Annotated in this window: 15 protein-coding genes; 9 read left to right on the plus strand and 6 right to left on the minus strand. The window is 38.1% G+C overall.

Translation table 11 applies throughout. The features are described from left to right. Positions 1 to 42 precede the first annotated feature (42 nt). On the minus strand, positions 43 to 1902 hold the full coding sequence (locus ABD000_RS09515) for a cation:proton antiporter (RefSeq protein ID WP_343766515.1): 1860 nt from the start codon (positions 1900 to 1902) through the stop codon (positions 43 to 45). Positions 1903 to 2058: 156 nt separating this feature from the next. Here ABD000_RS09515 and ABD000_RS09520 point away from each other — a divergent pair, with 156 nt between their 5' ends. From ABD000_RS09520 to ABD000_RS09560, 9 genes are all read left to right on the plus strand, one after another. After that, the gene (locus tag ABD000_RS09520; RefSeq protein WP_343766518.1) at positions 2059 to 2922 is read left to right on the plus strand and encodes an MBL fold metallo-hydrolase; all 864 of its coding nucleotides are present in this window, start codon (positions 2059 to 2061) and stop codon (positions 2920 to 2922) included. Positions 2923 to 2937: 15 nt separating this feature from the next. Beyond that, positions 2938 to 4635: a S8 family peptidase gene (locus ABD000_RS09525; RefSeq protein WP_343766521.1), complete on the plus strand. Its 1698-nt coding sequence runs from the start codon at positions 2938 to 2940 to the stop codon at positions 4633 to 4635. Between the two features lie 32 nt (positions 4636 to 4667). After that, positions 4668 to 6491, plus strand: a complete 1824-nt coding sequence (locus ABD000_RS09530; RefSeq protein ID WP_343766524.1) for a M1 family metallopeptidase — start codon at positions 4668 to 4670, stop codon at positions 6489 to 6491. Between the two features lie 10 nt (positions 6492 to 6501). Next, positions 6502 to 7377, plus strand: a complete 876-nt coding sequence (locus ABD000_RS09535) for a WD40/YVTN/BNR-like repeat-containing protein (protein WP_343766527.1) — start codon at positions 6502 to 6504, stop codon at positions 7375 to 7377. Between the two features lie 147 nt (positions 7378 to 7524). Beyond that, the gene (locus ABD000_RS09540) at positions 7525 to 9222 is read left to right on the plus strand and encodes a T9SS type A sorting domain-containing protein (protein WP_343766529.1); all 1698 of its coding nucleotides are present in this window, start codon (positions 7525 to 7527) and stop codon (positions 9220 to 9222) included. A gap of 93 nt (positions 9223 to 9315) precedes the next feature. After that, positions 9316 to 9711, plus strand: coding sequence for a ribonuclease P protein component (rnpA, locus tag ABD000_RS09545; protein ID WP_343766531.1), 396 nt, complete (start codon positions 9316 to 9318; stop codon positions 9709 to 9711). A gap of 78 nt (positions 9712 to 9789) precedes the next feature. Further along, positions 9790 to 11412, plus strand: a complete 1623-nt coding sequence (locus tag ABD000_RS09550) for a S41 family peptidase (RefSeq protein WP_343766533.1) — start codon at positions 9790 to 9792, stop codon at positions 11410 to 11412. A gap of 10 nt (positions 11413 to 11422) precedes the next feature. After that, positions 11423 to 12085 carry a hypothetical protein gene (locus tag ABD000_RS09555; protein ID WP_343766535.1) on the plus strand — a complete coding sequence of 221 codons (663 nt, stop codon included), beginning with the start codon at positions 11423 to 11425 and terminating at the stop codon, positions 12083 to 12085. 2 nt (positions 12086 to 12087) lie between these two features. Then, complete coding sequence (locus tag ABD000_RS09560; protein ID WP_343766538.1) at positions 12088 to 12918, plus strand: sterol desaturase family protein; 831 nt, start codon at positions 12088 to 12090, stop codon at positions 12916 to 12918. Positions 12919 to 12949: 31 nt separating this feature from the next. On the opposite strand, the gene ABD000_RS09565 is transcribed toward ABD000_RS09560, so the two are convergent. The 5 genes from ABD000_RS09565 to ABD000_RS09585 form a co-directional block, all read right to left on the minus strand. Further along, complete coding sequence (locus ABD000_RS09565) at positions 12950 to 14824, minus strand: M61 family metallopeptidase (RefSeq protein WP_343766541.1); 1875 nt, start codon at positions 14822 to 14824, stop codon at positions 12950 to 12952. A gap of 46 nt (positions 14825 to 14870) precedes the next feature. Further along, complete coding sequence (locus ABD000_RS09570; protein WP_343766543.1) at positions 14871 to 15323, minus strand: GNAT family N-acetyltransferase; 453 nt, start codon at positions 15321 to 15323, stop codon at positions 14871 to 14873. Continuing rightward, positions 15323 to 15754: a ribose 5-phosphate isomerase B gene (rpiB, locus tag ABD000_RS09575; protein ID WP_343766546.1), complete on the minus strand. Its 432-nt coding sequence runs from the start codon at positions 15752 to 15754 to the stop codon at positions 15323 to 15325. Before rpiB ends, ABD000_RS09570 begins: the two co-directional genes overlap by 1 nt. Before the next feature lie 524 nt (positions 15755 to 16278). Then, complete coding sequence (locus ABD000_RS09580) at positions 16279 to 16518, minus strand: DUF2007 domain-containing protein (protein WP_343766550.1); 240 nt, start codon at positions 16516 to 16518, stop codon at positions 16279 to 16281. 60 nt (positions 16519 to 16578) lie between these two features. Next, a complete protein-coding gene (locus tag ABD000_RS09585) occupies positions 16579 to 16710 on the minus strand; it encodes a hypothetical protein (protein WP_343766553.1) in 132 nt (43 codons plus the stop codon). Positions 16711 to 16756: the final 46 nt, after the last annotated feature.

Here is a 16756-nt window from a genome sequence, read left to right on the forward strand (position 1 = left end):
CGCTTTGCTTTTAAAGGTAAGATGATGCGGATTTTTATCTATTTACTCCAACGCCTTTTGAGTCATAGTTGTATTTTCTAGCTCTAGCTTTTTACCCATATACACAAACTTATCTCCTGTTAGGTTCATTTCTTCGTCGGCGTTTTCTAAGGCAGCAATGATGTCTATGGATCCTTTTTTGCGCTTTATAAACAAGGGAATCACCGCCGGATCTTTTCGGGCTTTTAACAGCAGGTCCTGATAGCTGAGGTTTTCAGTAATTTCAATTTCCTGAATAGATGGATAGCGGTTTGTGACCTCTACTAAATGTAAATAGTCATCAGTGATAGAGAATAACCCTTCAGAAGGAACTTCATTTTCTGTGCTAATCTCATCTGATCCTATCAAACGGTAACTTCCATTCTCCCCAAAAATGTCTTTAAAACGATTAATAGCAAATTTGTTGATTTCGGCATTACCTGTTAGTGCTAATAAATATCCCACATCGTTCAACTCAATATTGTTCGCTAAATCATCAGAGTAAATACTGCCTTCAATAGCGTCTAATCCCATAGTTCGGGCTTTTTGAATGTTATTGGTATTACTGTCTACCATTACTACATGTCTTCCATTATTCTTTAAGTATGAAGCGATAAGTCGCGACACTTTTGAGGCTCCTATGATCATGATTCCGTTAGAAGAGGTGAGGAATACACCTACTAGTTTAGCGAATAATCTAGCGGTAGTAGCATTGAGCAGAACTGTTCCCAATACAATAACAAATACCAGCGGAGTGATATATTCAGCTCCTGGGACACCTTTAGCCAATAGTTTTGATCCAAAAAGCGATGCAACACCTGCAGCTACAATACCTCGTGGCCCTACCCAACTAATAAACAATTTTTCATTAACATTTAACCGTGAGTTTATTGTACTAAGGAACACTCCCAAAGGCCTTATGATAAAAACAATCAAAGCGAATAGAATAGCTGTTTCCCAATTATATACAAGCAGTAGATCTTCTATATTTATATTTGCCGCAAGAAGAATAAATAAGATAGAAATTAATAGCACACTGAGGGATTCTTTGAAATAAAGTAGCTCTTTTATGTTTGGAAGATTCATATTTCCCATTACCATTCCCATAACGACAACAGCTAATAGACCAGATTCATGCGCAAATAGATCCGACTCTACAAAGACTAGCAACACCACAGAAAGTGAAACAACGTTAAGTAAATAATGCGGAATCCAGTTCTTTTTTATCGCAAAAGCCAAGGCGTGCGCAAATGTGAACCCAAACGTGGTTCCAAAAAGAAGTATTTTTCCAAATTCGATTAGCGCGGTTTTAGTGTATCCTGCACCCTCACCTACGCTTATGAATTCAAATACCAATACCGCTACAAGAGCACCAATGGGATCGATTAAAATTCCCTCCCATTTTAAAACGGTGGAGACGTCCTTTTTTAAGGGAATGTTCCTGAGTATTGGAGTAATTACAGTTGGACCGGTTACAATAATCAACCCAGCAAATAGAAAAGAGATATCATAACTTAATCCAAAGATTAAGTTCGTCGCAAAACCAGCGGCAAAAAAGGTTACGATAGATCCTACTGTAATAAGCTTAGTAATTACCGGGCCTATATTTTTTATTTCGGCCCGTTTAAGGGTGAGGCCACCTTCAAAAAGAATAATAGCAATGGCCAGAGAAACAAAATAATACAGCCCATCACCGGGGAATAATCCCTTGGATCCATTCCAAATAGGCTCTATGATTTTTCCACCATCTTCTGTAAGTAAAGTGGATAATGGTCCTACCGCTAAACCTATAAGAATAAGGGGTAAAATCGCGGGAATCTTAAATTTCCAGGCTACCCACTGCGCTAAAATTCCGGCAATGATAATGCCTGCTAATTCGACCATAATGCTCTTTTGTTGGAAAAATAACTTTTTTTCAATTGATATGTAAGCATATTCAGATTTTTTTGCGGTTTTGTGACTTTAAGCGCGTTAAATCAAATGCAATCAGCTCTGTTTTTAGCCTCCTTTTTTCTATTTTGCAGACCTTTTATAATCCAGATGAGACTGTATCCTATAGAAACCGGAAATTTTAAACTTGATGGCGGTGCGATGTTTGGTGTTGTTCCTAAATCCTTATGGACAAGAACAAATCCTGCAGATAGTAATAATATGATTGATATTGCCGCACGATGCCTTTTAATTGAAGATGGCGATCGGTTAATTTTAATTGATACCGGTTTAGGAAATAAGCAATCTGATAAATTTTTTGGATATTATTATTTATGGGGAGATTACACGCTGGACAACTCACTGGCAAAACATGGTTTTCATCGTGATGATGTTACTGATGTGTTCATGACACACTTGCATTTTGATCATTGCGGCGGAAGTGTGATGTGGAACGGGGATCGGACAGGATACCTTCCGGCATTTAAAAATGCCAAGTTTTGGACGAATGAAGACCATTGGAAATGGGCCACGCATCCTAATGACCGTGAAAAAGCTTCTTTTTTAAGAGAAAATATTCTTCCGTTAGAAGAAAGTGGTCAATTGAATTTTATTCAGAAGAAATCAAAAGAAGCCTATCAACCAACTTCAGCATTGAATTTTGGAGTGCTTTTTGTGGATGGGCATACCGATAAACAAATGATTCCGCATATTCACTATAAAAACAAAACGCTGGTTTTCATGGCAGATTTATTGCCAACCACAGGTCACATTCCGTTGCCATTTGTAATGGGATATGACACCAGACCATTATTAACGCTGGATGAAAAAAAACTGTTTTTAGATAAGGCGGCTAGTCAGGAATATTATTTGTTTCTAGAGCATGACGCTCACCACGAAATAGCTACAGTCCAGCATACCGAGAAAGGTGTTCGCTTAAAAGAAACCTTTACATTTAACGAAGTATTTAATTAAATCTTTTCATATATCATGATTAAACATATCAAACCTATCGCAATCGTTTTAGCCGGTTCATTCATGCTTTCAGGATGTGGAAGCTCTGCTCCGGCACTAGTTTCTACGCCTATTGAGAATATAGATGCAACACCGTTAAAGAATATTCCGCTTTCTGAAGACGAATATAAAGCCTGGGGTGCTGCCGATCTCGCGACCGATACTATCCCAGGGATGAGTGTAAATAAGGCTTACGCCGAATTGCTTCAAGGCAGACAAGGGCAAACGGTTATCGTAGGAGTGATCGATAGTGGTGTGGATATTGAACATGAAGATTTAGCATCCGTTATTTGGAGAAATAGTGACGAAATTCCCAATAATGGAAAAGACGACGATAAAAATGGCTATATCGATGATATACATGGGTGGAATTTTCTTGGAGATGCCGTAAAGGAAAATATGGAGTATGTGCGCATCATCAAGAAACTAAAACCTAAATACGAAGGTAAAACCGAAGCTTCTGTCGCTGCAGAAAATTTAGCCGAATTCAAACTGTACAAAAGAGCTCAGGCAGAATATGACAAAGAATATAAAGAAGCCTTTGAAACAAAGCAATACTATGAAAACCTACTGAATCAATTAAACATGGCCGATAAAGCCATTTCTGCTAAGCTAGGAAAAGAAAATTACACGCTAAAAGAGCTCAATGCCATGGAAGCTGACACTGAGGAGCTTAAAAACTACAAAGGATTCCTGCTTCAGGTAATGAACAATATAGGCGAAGATTTAGAGGATGCCAGAGAGCAACTTAAAGGTGGAATAGATTATTATGCAGGTCGACTTAATTCACATTTCAATATGGATCTTGATGGAAGAGCTGTAGTAGGTGATAATGTTGAAGATCTTACAGACACCAACTACGGAAATAACGATGTAGACGGTCCAGACCCAAAGAAAGAAGATGCGATGCACGGTACGCATGTTGCCGGTATCATTGCAGCAGCCCGTAACAATGGGAAAGGAATCGATGGCGTTGCAGATAATGCTAAAATCATGGTGCTTCGCGCCGTGCCAGATGGGGATGAATATGATAAAGACATCGCGCTAGCCATACGATATGCCGTAGACAATGGTGCAAAGGTGATCAATTCCAGTTTTGGAAAGTACTTTTCTACCAATCCTGAATGGGTGATGGATGCTATCGCATATGCCGCTAAAAAAGATGTGCTCATTGTGAATGCTGCAGGAAATGAAGGGTTAGATTTAGATACTACCCAAGTATACCCCAATGATCAAACACCCACTAATGGTCAGGAAATTTCTGATACCTTCTTAACGGTTGGTGCGCTAAATTACAAATATGGTTCAGAGCTGGTTGCAGGTTTTTCAAATTATGGTAAAACCAACGTAGACGTATTCGCTCCCGGAACAAAAATATGGTCAACAACTCCCTTAGATGAATACGAATTTTTACAAGGAACCTCAATGGCAGCTCCTGCAGTAGCGGGATTAGCGGCTACGGTTCGTTCTTATTTTCCTAAATTATCTGCGACACAGGTCAAAGAGATCATTATCCAAAGTGGATTGCCTACAACAACATCTGTTGTAGTAAGTGGAGACCCTTCAAAGCAAGCAAAGTTTGCTGATTTATCAGTTTCTGGGAGAATGGCAAATTTGTATAACGCTTTATTGCTAGCTGATAAAGTTTCAAGAAAAGAAGTAAAACTAAACTAATCCCTGCGATTAACATTATTTAAAAAAAAGCTATGATTCGTACCCTAAAAAGTGCTTTATTCCTTATTTGTTTGTGTAGTGTAACAGTTTCTGTTGCACAACGTCAAAATGGCTATTGGCAACAACATGTTGATTATACCATGGAGATTGACATGAACGTCAAAAACTTTAACTATACCGGTAAACAAACCTTAGTCTATACCAATAACTCGCCAGATACACTGGATAGGGTATACTATCATTTATATTTTAATGCATTTCAGCCCGGGAGTGAAATGGATGTTCGCTCCAGAACAATCGCTGATGCAGACCCAAGAGTGGGCGATCGTATCAATAAATTAACGAAGGAAGAGATAGGTTTCTTGAACGTAAATAAGCTTACGCAAGACGGTAAATCGCTCAAAACTAATGTTGCCGGAACTGTACTTGAGGTACGCTTAACAGAACCAATCGCTCCGGGAACTTCAACCACCTTTAATATGGATTTCAACGGTCAGGTGCCTTTACAAGTGAGACGATCTGGTCGAGATAATAAAGAAGGTATTTCTTTATCTATGACGCAGTGGTATCCAAAATTGGCTGAATACGACTTTGAGGGCTGGCATGCGGATCCTTATATAGGTAGAGAGTTTCACGGGGTTTGGGGTGACTTTGATGTCAAAATCACGTTGGATAGTAATTACACAATAGGAGGCACAGGTTACCTTCAAAATCCCAATGAGATCGGTCATGGGTATGAAGATAACGGAATAAAGGTCTCTTCTGACAAGAAAAAAAATACCTGGCATTTTAAGGCTCCTAAAGTACACGATTTTACATGGGCAGCAGATCCAGATTATATTCACGATCGCGTAACTGCAAAAGATGGGACAGAACTTCATTTCTTCTATCAGGATGATGCTAAAATCAAAGAGAACTGGAAAAATCTTCAGCCTAAAACCGAAGAGATTTTAGCCTACTTTAACGAACACATTGGCCAGTATCCGTACAAACAGTATTCTGTCATCCAAGGTGGTGATGGTGGTATGGAATATGCCATGTGCACACTCATTACAGGAGACCGAAAGTTTGAAAGTTTGGTAGGTGTTACGGCGCACGAAATGGCACACACCTGGTTTCAGTTTTTATTAGCTACCAATGAAGGGAAGCACGAATGGATGGATGAAGGATTTACCTCTTATATCTCCAGTCATGCAATGGATGAGATCATGGGAACGAATAAGGCAAATCCTGCTGATGGTTCGTATAGAGGATATACGTTTCTAGCGAACTCTGGTAAGGAACAACCCCAGTCTACCCATGCCGATCGTTATGAGTTTAATCAGGCTTATGGGCTTTCAGCGTACAGTAAGGGAGCTGTGTTCCTGGCTCAGTTAGGATATGTTATAGGAGAAGAAAACAGAGATGACGTTATTAAGAAATACTACGATCAGTGGAAATTTAAACATCCAACCCCAACCGATTTTATTCGCGTAGCCGAAAAGCACACCGGTGCAGAACTGGACTGGTATTTGATGGATTGGACTCAAACAACTAATAAAATTGACTATGCGATTGATACGGTGCAGGAAATAAAGGAAGGCACCAAAATCGTACTAAAACGAAAAGGTTTGGTACCGATGCCTATAGATCTTAAGGTGACTTTTACAGATGGAAGCTCTAAAATGATGTTGATCCCGCTACAAATGATGCGCTGGGAAAAGCCGTTTGATGGAAGAGTATTAAACGATTGGGCTTGGGCAATGCCTACCTATGATATTATTTTAAAAGAAAAAAACGTGCAACAAGTAGAAATAGATCCTTCCGGCTTACTGGCAGATGTTAACAAAGAAGATAATACATACACTAAAGAGTAGACAAAATGCTATGAAAAATACAGGTTTACTTACACGAGGATTAATATTATTTTTTCTTGCCTTAGCTGCGCAAAGTTGCGCAGATAAAGCTGATAAAGAAGAAAATAGTAGAGAACTTTTCACTCCTCCCATCGTGGAGAAAAAGACAAAGAAAACTCCACAAGAACAAATGAGATTTGCTGAAGAGCGTGTGTTGCATGAACGAAATATGCAGATTAATCCTACTACGGGAGAACTACCCTTAGGGCTAATTCTAAGAGAAAAGCAACTGGCACGACAGGAATTGAGTTTGTCTCGTTCAAGAAATTCTGTGACCAACGCAACTACGTTTGAAACTCGGGGGCCTTCAAATCTGGGAGGGAGAACAAGAGCTTTAAAGGTTGATATTAGCGATCCCACAGGTAATACGCTACTTGCGGGCGGAATCAGCAGCGGTGTTTTTAGAACAACTAATGGTGGTGCAAGCTGGGTAAAAGTCTCTTCAAACAGTGATATTAATAACGCCTCTGCTTTAGCACAAGATCCTCGATCTGGTTTTCAAAATATTTGGTACTATGCAACGGGAGAAGCCCTTGGTAATTCTGCCAGTGTAACCGGTGCTTATTTTGGAAATGGAATATGGAAGTCTATCGATAGCGGACTAACCTGGAGTAAGATTCCCGGGACAGATTCTGACCTTGGTGATTTAGACAGTGATTTTGATTTTGTATTTAACGTGATCGTTCACCCGGTTACTGGAGACTTGTACGCAGCAACCTGGAGAGGAATTCGCCGCTATGATGGAACGAACTGGTTTGATGAGCTTAATGACAACTCAGCATTTACAGATATAGCCATTACTACAGATGGACAGGTATATGCTGCTTTTGCAGGGAATAGCGGTTGATCAACTAATGGAGTTTGGAGAAGTGAAGATGGTATTGGTAATTGGGTTAGAATTGCCCAAAATGGTAATCCTACAGATTGGACGTCTACCGGCAGAGCGGTGTTAGCTGCTGCCCCTTCAAACTCATCTGTAATTTATGCCTTATACATGAATAATTTACAAGATGGGACAGAAATATCTTCAGATTTATGGAAGTACGACCACGATAATCAAAGCTGGACTGATTTTTCCTCAAAAATGCCTGATGAGCCGGGGGGAGATAGTGCATTTAACGATCCTTTCTCAGGGCAAGGCGGATATGACCTAGTTGTTTCGGTGAAACCAGATAATGAAAATTTTGTCTTGATTGGTGGGAGTAATGCTTATCGCATTGAAAATATTGAATCAGATCCTGAGTTTTTAAGAATCGGTGGATATCTCAATAATTCAGGCTATGCTTTATACAATACTCCAAATGGAGATGAGCATCATCCAGATATTCATGCGTATGAATTTAATCCGTTTAATTTCAACGAATTATATTCAGGTACAGATGGAGGAGTACATTTAAGTGATGACATTACAGCGAACATCATAAATTGGCAAAACCTCAACAATAATTATCAAACCTATCAATTTTACCACGTAGGTATAGATCCTGCTCCTAATTCTAATATTGTAATAGGTGGTGCACAAGATAATGGAACTGTCGTAGGAGGTACACAAGCCGGAAATCCAAACAACTCAACCATGTTCGGCTTTTTAGGAGGCGACGGAGTTGCTTCAGAGATTTCAAGAGCAGATCCATCCTGTGGCGGAGGCGCCGCAGTTTTTGCTGGTTTTCAAAACGGCCGAGTTTTTCGCTCATGTAATTCATTTGTAGAAATTACTCCCAACGGGTCTTCAAGCCAGTTTGTAACTTACTTTAGACTGGATAATGATAATCAAAATCATTTATTATATGCTGCGAGAAATCGCATTTACGCTACTTTTGAAGCTTCTGATGTGACTCAGAGCACTTGGGATAACAAAGGAAATTCTGGACAGCTTGGAGCCTCAGACTGGTGGAGAAGGTTTAACTTTTCACCAGGTACTTACACAGCTGATAGTTATCTGTTAGCTGGAGGTGATGAAGGTTTAGTAATTCGATTAGATGATCCTCAAAATAATGATTTAATAGATGCGGTTAATATTACCCCTTCTCAAGTAAATCAGGGTGCAAATATCATTACGACCGGTTTGGCAATTCATCCAACTAATCCAGATATCGTTCTGCTTACATATTCTAACTACGGGATTGAAAATATCTTTCTTACGACCAACGCCACCAGTGATGATCCAGATTGGACGGTAGTAGAGCGTAATTTGGCCGATTACAGTATACGATCTGCCGTGATTACAGAAGTAAATGGAGAAACTAGATATTTTGTGGGTACGGCGAGAGGATTATTTGCTACAAACGATCCCACTACAAGTGATTGGGAAATGCAAGCTCCCGATCTTATTGGAATGGCGCTGGTCAGTGATTTACAATATAGACAAGCCGATCAGCAATTATTGATTGGGACTCATGGCAATGGTATGTTTATGGCTACCGTAGAACAGGAGTTAGATATACAAGAATTCAATGCGGAAGAATTAGCAAACATTAGCCTCTTCCCTAACCCTGCCACTACATCTATTACTATAGACGCACCGGCAGACTTAAACGAATCTGCTTATCGTGTTATTGATCTTTCGGGAAAAACCCTTGAAAAAGGGGTATTAAGTACCGATAATCAAGTTAATGTAAGTTCACTTTCTCCTGGGGTGTATTTTCTTTCCCTTGGAAAGAATACAAAAACGCTTCGGTTTATAAAAAGATAAGGTTTTCTAATTCAATATACACCCGTTGACTTACCTCAACGGGTGTTTTTGTTTATACTCCAATAAGTCTATAAACAATAGTATTTTTGCCTCATGCAGGAACAACGAGATGAATCTTTTTCAAAATCTGAACGACTTAAAAGCAAACTAGCCATTGAAGAACTCTTCAAACAAGGCAAATCGCTTAAAGCGTTTCCTGTTAGGTTGATCTATCTAAAACAGAGTACAAAAGTTTCTGCCTCCAAGAATACTTCTAAAAGCAACAATAAAGCTGCCTTTTCTGCTCCTAAGAAAATCTTTAAGCATGCTGTAGATCGTAACCGCGTAAAGCGTTTAATGCGTGAAGCATATCGAAAAAATAAGTATCTTGTACATAAAACTGAAACTTTTTCTTACTCGCTTATGTTTCTCTATCAAAGTAAGCAAGTTCTTTCGTATACAGAAATTGAACGATGCATGAAGAAGCTCTTATCAAAATTGAATGAATGATACCTTGAGCCATTTCTAAATAAGTATAAATTGTGATAATTAATGGGTTAGGTTCGCTTACATTCTAAAAATAACAAAATGATGCTACTAAAAAAGAAAATATTCATCCCCTTACTAGTTCTGGGAATAACCTTTACCACGGTAAGCTTTAAAAGCGACTTTTTTGAAATCGCTAAGCAGATTGAAATATTTACCACGCTCTTTAAAGAACTTAACATGAACTATGTGGATGAGGTCAATCCTGCAGAACTTATGGATACAGCCATCAAAAACATGCTTAATGATCTTGATCCGTATACTAAGTACTGGAACGAGCAGGATGTAGAGAAAGCACGCATTCAAAATGCCGGAGAATACACCGGGATTGGTGCTTTAGTGCGTACTAAAAATGAAAAAATTACCATCGTTGAACCCTATAAAGGATATCCCGCCGATAAAGCCGGACTCAAAGCCGGGGATGAAATAATCAAAATAGGTGATGTTGATGTAACCAATTACAATGATGACGCGGGAGAGCTGCTTAAAGGTGCGCCTAACTCTAAAATTACTATTACATACAAACGCCAGGGAAAAATTAATGAAACTGTGCTTACCCGGGAATCCATCGATGTAAAGGCGGTTCCTTACTATACCCTCTTAGACGATAAGTCAGGGTATATTGTATTATCAAAATTCAATAAAAACGCCTCAAAAGAAACCATTGATGCGTTGTTAGATCTAAAAAAACAAGGTGCTGATAAACTGATCTTAGATTTGCGTGGTAATCCCGGCGGACTTTTGTCTGAAGCCATCAACGTGGTGAACATTTTTATCCCTAAAGGGCAGTTAGTCACCACAACCAAATCAAATATTCAAAAATATAACCGTACCTACACGACAAAGCGTGAGCCTGTTGATCTTGATATCCCTGTGGTGGTATTAATCAACGGTCGCAGTGCATCGGCCAGTGAGATCGTTTCAGGCAGTTTGCAAGATTTGGATAGAGGTGTAGTCGTAGGAGCGCGAAGTTTTGGCAAAGGACTGGTACAACGTCCAAAAAAACTGACCTATGGAACTCAGCTTAAAGTAACTATTTCGCGCTACTATACGCCTAGTGGAAGATGTATACAGGCCCTGGATTATCGTGACGGAGACGCCATTAGAAAGTCTGCTGAAACCTACACCGAATTCAAAACCAAAAACGGAAGATCTGTATACGATGGTGGTGGAATTGATCCTGACGTCTCCTTGGAAAGCGCAAAATTGAGCGAGATCACTAAAGCGTTGCTAAGGGAAAACGTGATTTTTGATTATGCCACGCAACACTATTACGAAAACCCTACTACGACCGTAGAAAATTTCGCTTTCGCGGAAAAAGACTACAGCGATTTTAAAAAGTATTTAAACAAGACAGGGTTTACCTACGAGACCAATACTGAAAAAGAACTCAAAGAAGCTTATGCCGTAGCTGAAAAAGAAGAGCTCTCTGAAGAAATTATGAGTGCCTACAACGATTTGGTCGCTACAGTAGATAAAGCAAAAGAACGCGCGCTGGAAAACAAAAAAGCTGAAATTATTGATCAACTCACCGATGAAATTATTTTACGTTACGGTTACAGAGAAGGACTTTATTCTTATTATACCACCAATAACAAAGAGATTAAAGAGGCACAAAAGTTGCTGAATAACTCACAGAAGTATCAATCTATTTTAGGGAATTAAAATTTACTTAATGAAAAAAATTTTACTGTTATTAATGGTGGTTTTTTCCACCACCTCTTTCAACAGGACGATTGAACGTGAGGTTGAAATCTATCGAACGACAGATGATTTTTTTAACGATAAATCGGAAACTGTCATTGCCGTCATTAAGGCTATGAGTCCAGATCACATAGCAGTAAGAAAATTGATAGATAAAAACACTAAGAAAAAAATAAAGAAAATGGGTGTTTTATGGGGGCTCAAGTATAAGGGTGAAAAATACTTTCACTTATTTCATTCGGACGATCATCTGAGCTCTTTTATATTTGTAAAACTTACTTCATATGAGAAACCATATCCTTACGTTATTGTAGAGCCTGATTCTCATCCAGTTTTGTCCCAGTTGTCAGGTAGTTACGGTGGTGTTCTAACAAATGTCGTGGTTAAAGAAGCAAATAAATGGAATAAGAACTGGACAGACTCTCTTGGAAATAAAAATAAAATTGTTTTGATTGATTTAGAGGATAGAAGAGGAAAATGGAATGGTAAGGAGGATCAATTCGCTAAAGCTAATTGGCTCAGAAGAAAAAAATACAGAGAGTTAAACCCAACAATTTCTGATACTACTAAAATTAAAGAAACTCCTTTCGAAGAAGTTATTAGGTTTTTAGATCAACTCAATGAATCAAACTAAAAATGGAATCATTTCTTGGTTTTTTTGAAGAACTCACTACCCTGCAAAAACTTGCCTGGGTCATAGGGTGTTTATCCTTTTTCTGGATTCTTGAAGGATATTATACGTTTTCTAAGAAAAGCTATAAAAAGTGGCGACATGCGTTAAGCAATGCTGCTTTTATGGGTTTTACCATGTTGATTAATGTAGTGTTTGGTATTCTTACCGTAGGTGTCTTTGTATGGACAAATCAGCAAGAGTTCGGGTTACTTTATCTTTTTGAACTCCCGGTGATACTAGAATTACTTATCGCTCTTTTAGTGTTGGATTTTATTGCTCAGTACGGAGTCCATTATTTATTACATAAAGTTCCCGCCATGTGGCGATTACATATTATTCATCATAGTGATAAAAATGTAGATGTGACTACCGGTACGCGTCATCATCCGTTAGATTTTGTCCTGCGTGAAACTTTTGCCTTATTAGCGGTCTTTATCACCGGGATGCCAGTGGCGTTTTATCTCTTTTATCGCATCTTATCTGTGTTGTTTACTTATTGGACCCACGCGAACATTCAATTACCTGCAAAACTAGATAAAGCATTGAGCTATGTGATTGTTACTCCTACCCTGCACAAATTTCACCATCACAGAGAAATGCCCTGGACAGACACCAACTTTGGAAACATGTTTAGTATTTGGGACCGATTCTTTGGAACTTTTCTTTATGATGACCCTTCTAAAATTGTATACGGTGTTGATATTGCCGATCATTTAGATGACCAACATGTAGGCGTTCAATTGGGAATACCTTTTAATAAAAGTGTTAGAAGTAAAAAAGCATCCACGATGTGAATGCTTTTTATTTTTTTATAATTAAGAAGACTTACCCCTTCAACCAGGCCTTTCTTAATTCCTTTTGAGATTGAGTTGGATTTTCTACTTCAGTTAGTTTTTGTCCTTGTGTATAGCTTTTCGCCACTTTAGTGCTAATCACTTTTTCTTCACCCTCTCGCATTACATTAAGGGTTACGTCATCTCCTACTTGCCATGAAAAGGTTTGTGAAATGACCATATTAGCGTTTGCTAAAGTTACATCGGTACCATTTAATGATTTGATCACATCTCCAGATCTGACTCCGGCATCATGCCAAAAACTGTTTTTTGCTACTAAATCATTAAAATAAAGTGTTCCTTCTTCTCTATTCGCTGCAACGATTAGAGCTCCGTCATTCTGAATATAATTGGTCTCAACACGTGCCTCTTTTATCGTAAGACCCACTTTTTCAAAAAATCTGTTATAATCAATTGGTGTGGTTCCTTCTACATGTGTGCGTAAAAATTCGCCCACAGAGAGGTACGTCATGGCTGTAATTTCGGCAATCAGATTATCATCTTCAAAAGGCTTGTTTACTCCATATTTTGTGGATAGCTCTTTCATAAGAGATAAGATCCCGCGTTGACCGTTACTTTCTTCTCGCATTAAAATATCAATACACATGCCTATAAGCGCTCCCTTAGAGTAAACATTGACATAATTTTGGTCGTAAGGAGCTTCTAAAATATTTTCACTCATCATAGTGAAACTCATACTATCGTTATAGCTCATGGAAGACTTAATTTTGCCCATGACTTTACTATAAAATGCTTCTTTGTCGACCAATCCCTGATCAATCTGAAAGAGCGTTGCGAAATATTCGGTTACACCCTCATACATCCAAAGGTGTTTTGAAAAGGTGGGATCGTTGTAGTCAAAATAATGCACATCTTCAGAATGAACACTTAGTGGAGTTACAATATGAAAAAACTCATGAGAAACCACATCAGTCATGCTGGCATCCAATTGCTCTTTCGGCATTTGCTCTGGTAGCACCACCACCGTAGACGTATGATGTTCCAAAGCTCCGAATCCTCTAGGTGCATTTTCACCAGCTTCAGCTAAGTACAGATAAATATCATACCGTGGTGTGCTATTAATATCGCCCATATATTCTTTTTGGGCCTGCATCATGGTAAACACATTTTCTTTGATCGCAGCTGCTGTATGAACATTATTTGGAGAATATACACTAAGTACAATCTCTATATCTCCCACTTGAAAACGTTCTACATCCAGATCTCCATACATCATAGGATTATCAGTCACATCAAAATAACGTGCAGCCAGATAAGTATCAGTTACAGTTGCGCCGTCTTCTGTTGGTGTAGTTTTAGAAAGGGGTAACGCAGACGTTTTTTTAAAAGTCGCCGGGGCGGTAATGTTAATTTCGTATTGGTTTTGTTTGAGTGCATCAAAATAACCTACAAAACCATGCAGGTTAAGCACAACCACATTTTCTTCTATATTAGTTCCAGATGGAGAAAAAGGGGCTCCTCCCCCAGCCTCTTGATCAAACGTATCTTCGACCGAATAGATGATTTTATCTACCGTAGTGGCATTGGTAATCTGCCAAGAGTTTGTATCAAGCTTTTCTACATCTACTGGAATACCGTCGTAATTAAAGGCAGTAAAATTTTTGACGTATTTACCAAAATCACTTACACTATAGGTTCCTTGAACGACAAGTGGTAAATAATAGGTTACTGTATCGGTCTGGAATCTTCCGGGGTTTACTTCTACTTTAATTTGATCATCTGATAAGTCACCCAAATCCAGTGAAGTGACTATGGGTGTATTTCCAGCCAGATCATTTGAAGTTGGCTTACTTCCGCAGGAAATAATTACAGCAGATAGCATAATTGTAACTAAAATAGGTTTCATGTGTTTTTTAATTTTCAGTTAAATAGACGCCTGTGTTCACTTTTTGTTACGAATTATCGGAATAAATCATCGCGATGTGAGGAATACCGTCTTCTAGATATTCTTTTCCGATAGGAATAAAACCTAGTGAAGTATAAAATTGATGAAGATAGGTTTGAGCAGATATTTTAATTGTAGTTGTATAAAAGTTTGATTGTATCTGGGCTATCGAGTACTTCATTAGATCATAGCCGTACCCCTCACTACGCTGATCTTTTCTTACCACCACTCTACCTATACTTGCTTGTTCAAAATACTCACCCGGGGCGAAGCAACGTGTATACGCAATCAATTTTTCTTGGCTATCATACCCTAAAACGTGTAGTGCCTTTTGATCTTTGTCGTCCACATCTTGATACACACAGTCTTGTTCTACAACAAATACTTCTGCCCGTAATTGTAGAATGTCATATACCTGTTGTGTAGATAAATCTTGAAACGAATATGTATGAAGGTTCATTATTGGCAGGCAATCTTTTCTACTCTGCGTTGATGTCTACCACCTTCAAAAGTGGTGTTCAAAAACGTCTTAACCATTTCTACTGCTTGCGGTTGAGAGGTAAAACGCGCGGGTATACTTAAGATATTGGCATCGTTATGTTCTCGGGCTAGGGCTACAATTTCTTTTGTCCAGCATAATGCAGACCTTACTCCCTGGTGCTTATTGGCAGTCATTGATGCACCATTACCACTCCCACAGATTATGATGCCAAAATCCACCTCCTTGTTTTCTACATCTTTAGCGACAGGATGAATAAAGTCTGGATAGTCTACGCTGTTTTCTTTATCTGTTCCATGATTAATGACGCTAAATCCATTTGACTTAAGGTAATCTACAATGGCGTGTTTATAAGATGTACCTGCATGATCATTACCAATAGCTATTTTCATAATATTTATTTAGATCAACAAAATTAACTAAACCGCGAGTGTAATTCAATTTTATTGCACTGTTAATAGAAATCTTTAATGCGTTAAGGATCAAGGATGCATTATGAGTAAGACGATGTCAATAAAATAAGAATCAATTATCATTACTTTATTTTGATATGTCAATTAATTTTCTAGATGTGAATGTTTTCTTAAAATCAATTCTTATCTATCATTATTTAAACTGAATTTATCCAGCAATTAAAGGAGTTTCTAAACACTTAACTATCGTATAAACTATGAGTAAAATGCTGTTAACAAATTCTTAAACAAACCTGAATAAATTTTTAGAAGATGCTTCACACTTAACCGTTTAGATTTAATCTGGCTGTTTACAACCTGTTACTATCTGCTCATAATTTAAATACAAAACAAAAAGAGAAATAATTATACCGCTATTCACACTACATCATTATCATCATTTTTTATTTTTTTAAAAAGAAGAAAAAGATAATATAGTATTATGTGTTGATAACCTTATAAGGTTATACCACAGTAAGGTTTGTATTAAAGTTGAAGTTATCCAGAATTTCTTTAGCTTGTAAAATATCTGCTGGATGTACTTTAAGGGCTATACCGCCAAGGGCATTAGAAGAAAAAGGAAGCACCCCGATCATCGTTTCATTTTGAAAAAAGAACCGAATATGCTCTTGCTGCAAGATTAGTTTTAATACGGCATACTCATGCGTAAACGTATAATGCGCTATGGTAATGTAAGTATCCACAAAAAAGGTTTCTACTAAAATACGCTATTCGTACTAGTAAATTCAGGTTTTTAGAGAAAATTAAAGACTAAGCAGTAATTGTTCTGAAGAGGTACTTAAAAAACGATTGATGTATAGAACTACCAATGAAATACCCACCAATAAAATGGAAAGGAAAACGATAAGGTATACGTGATTTTTATAGGTTTTCATAGATGTAAGATTTAGGTTAGACATTCTCTTACAGGTAACACTGGAT

Source organism: Gangjinia marincola, assembly GCF_039523415.1.
GTDB lineage: Bacteria > Bacteroidota > Bacteroidia > Flavobacteriales > Flavobacteriaceae > Gangjinia > Gangjinia marincola.

Coding starts and splice junctions, on each gene's coding strand:
- ABD000_RS09570 (WP_343766543.1), bottom strand. CDS start 15,323: ATGAACCTTCATACATATTCGTTTCAAGATTTATCTACACAACAGGTA.
- rpiB (WP_343766546.1), bottom strand. CDS start 15,754: ATGAAAATAGCTATTGGTAATGATCATGCAGGTACATCTTATAAACAC.
- ABD000_RS09515 (WP_343766515.1), bottom strand. CDS start 1,902: ATGGTCGAATTAGCAGGCATTATCATTGCCGGAATTTTAGCGCAGTGG.
- ABD000_RS09565 (WP_343766541.1), bottom strand. CDS start 14,824: ATGAAACCTATTTTAGTTACAATTATGCTATCTGCTGTAATTATTTCC.
- ABD000_RS09560 (WP_343766538.1), top strand. CDS start 12,088: ATGGAATCATTTCTTGGTTTTTTTGAAGAACTCACTACCCTGCAAAAA.
- ABD000_RS09525 (WP_343766521.1), top strand. CDS start 2,938: ATGATTAAACATATCAAACCTATCGCAATCGTTTTAGCCGGTTCATTC.
- ABD000_RS09540 (WP_343766529.1), top strand. CDS start 7,525: ATGAATAATTTACAAGATGGGACAGAAATATCTTCAGATTTATGGAAG.
- ABD000_RS09535 (WP_343766527.1), top strand. CDS start 6,502: ATGAAAAATACAGGTTTACTTACACGAGGATTAATATTATTTTTTCTT.
- ABD000_RS09555 (WP_343766535.1), top strand. CDS start 11,423: ATGAAAAAAATTTTACTGTTATTAATGGTGGTTTTTTCCACCACCTCT.
- ABD000_RS09530 (WP_343766524.1), top strand. CDS start 4,668: ATGATTCGTACCCTAAAAAGTGCTTTATTCCTTATTTGTTTGTGTAGT.
- ABD000_RS09520 (WP_343766518.1), top strand. CDS start 2,059: ATGAGACTGTATCCTATAGAAACCGGAAATTTTAAACTTGATGGCGGT.
- ABD000_RS09585 (WP_343766553.1), bottom strand. CDS start 16,710: ATGAAAACCTATAAAAATCACGTATACCTTATCGTTTTCCTTTCCATT.
- rnpA (WP_343766531.1), top strand. CDS start 9,316: ATGCAGGAACAACGAGATGAATCTTTTTCAAAATCTGAACGACTTAAA.
- ABD000_RS09550 (WP_343766533.1), top strand. CDS start 9,790: ATGATGCTACTAAAAAAGAAAATATTCATCCCCTTACTAGTTCTGGGA.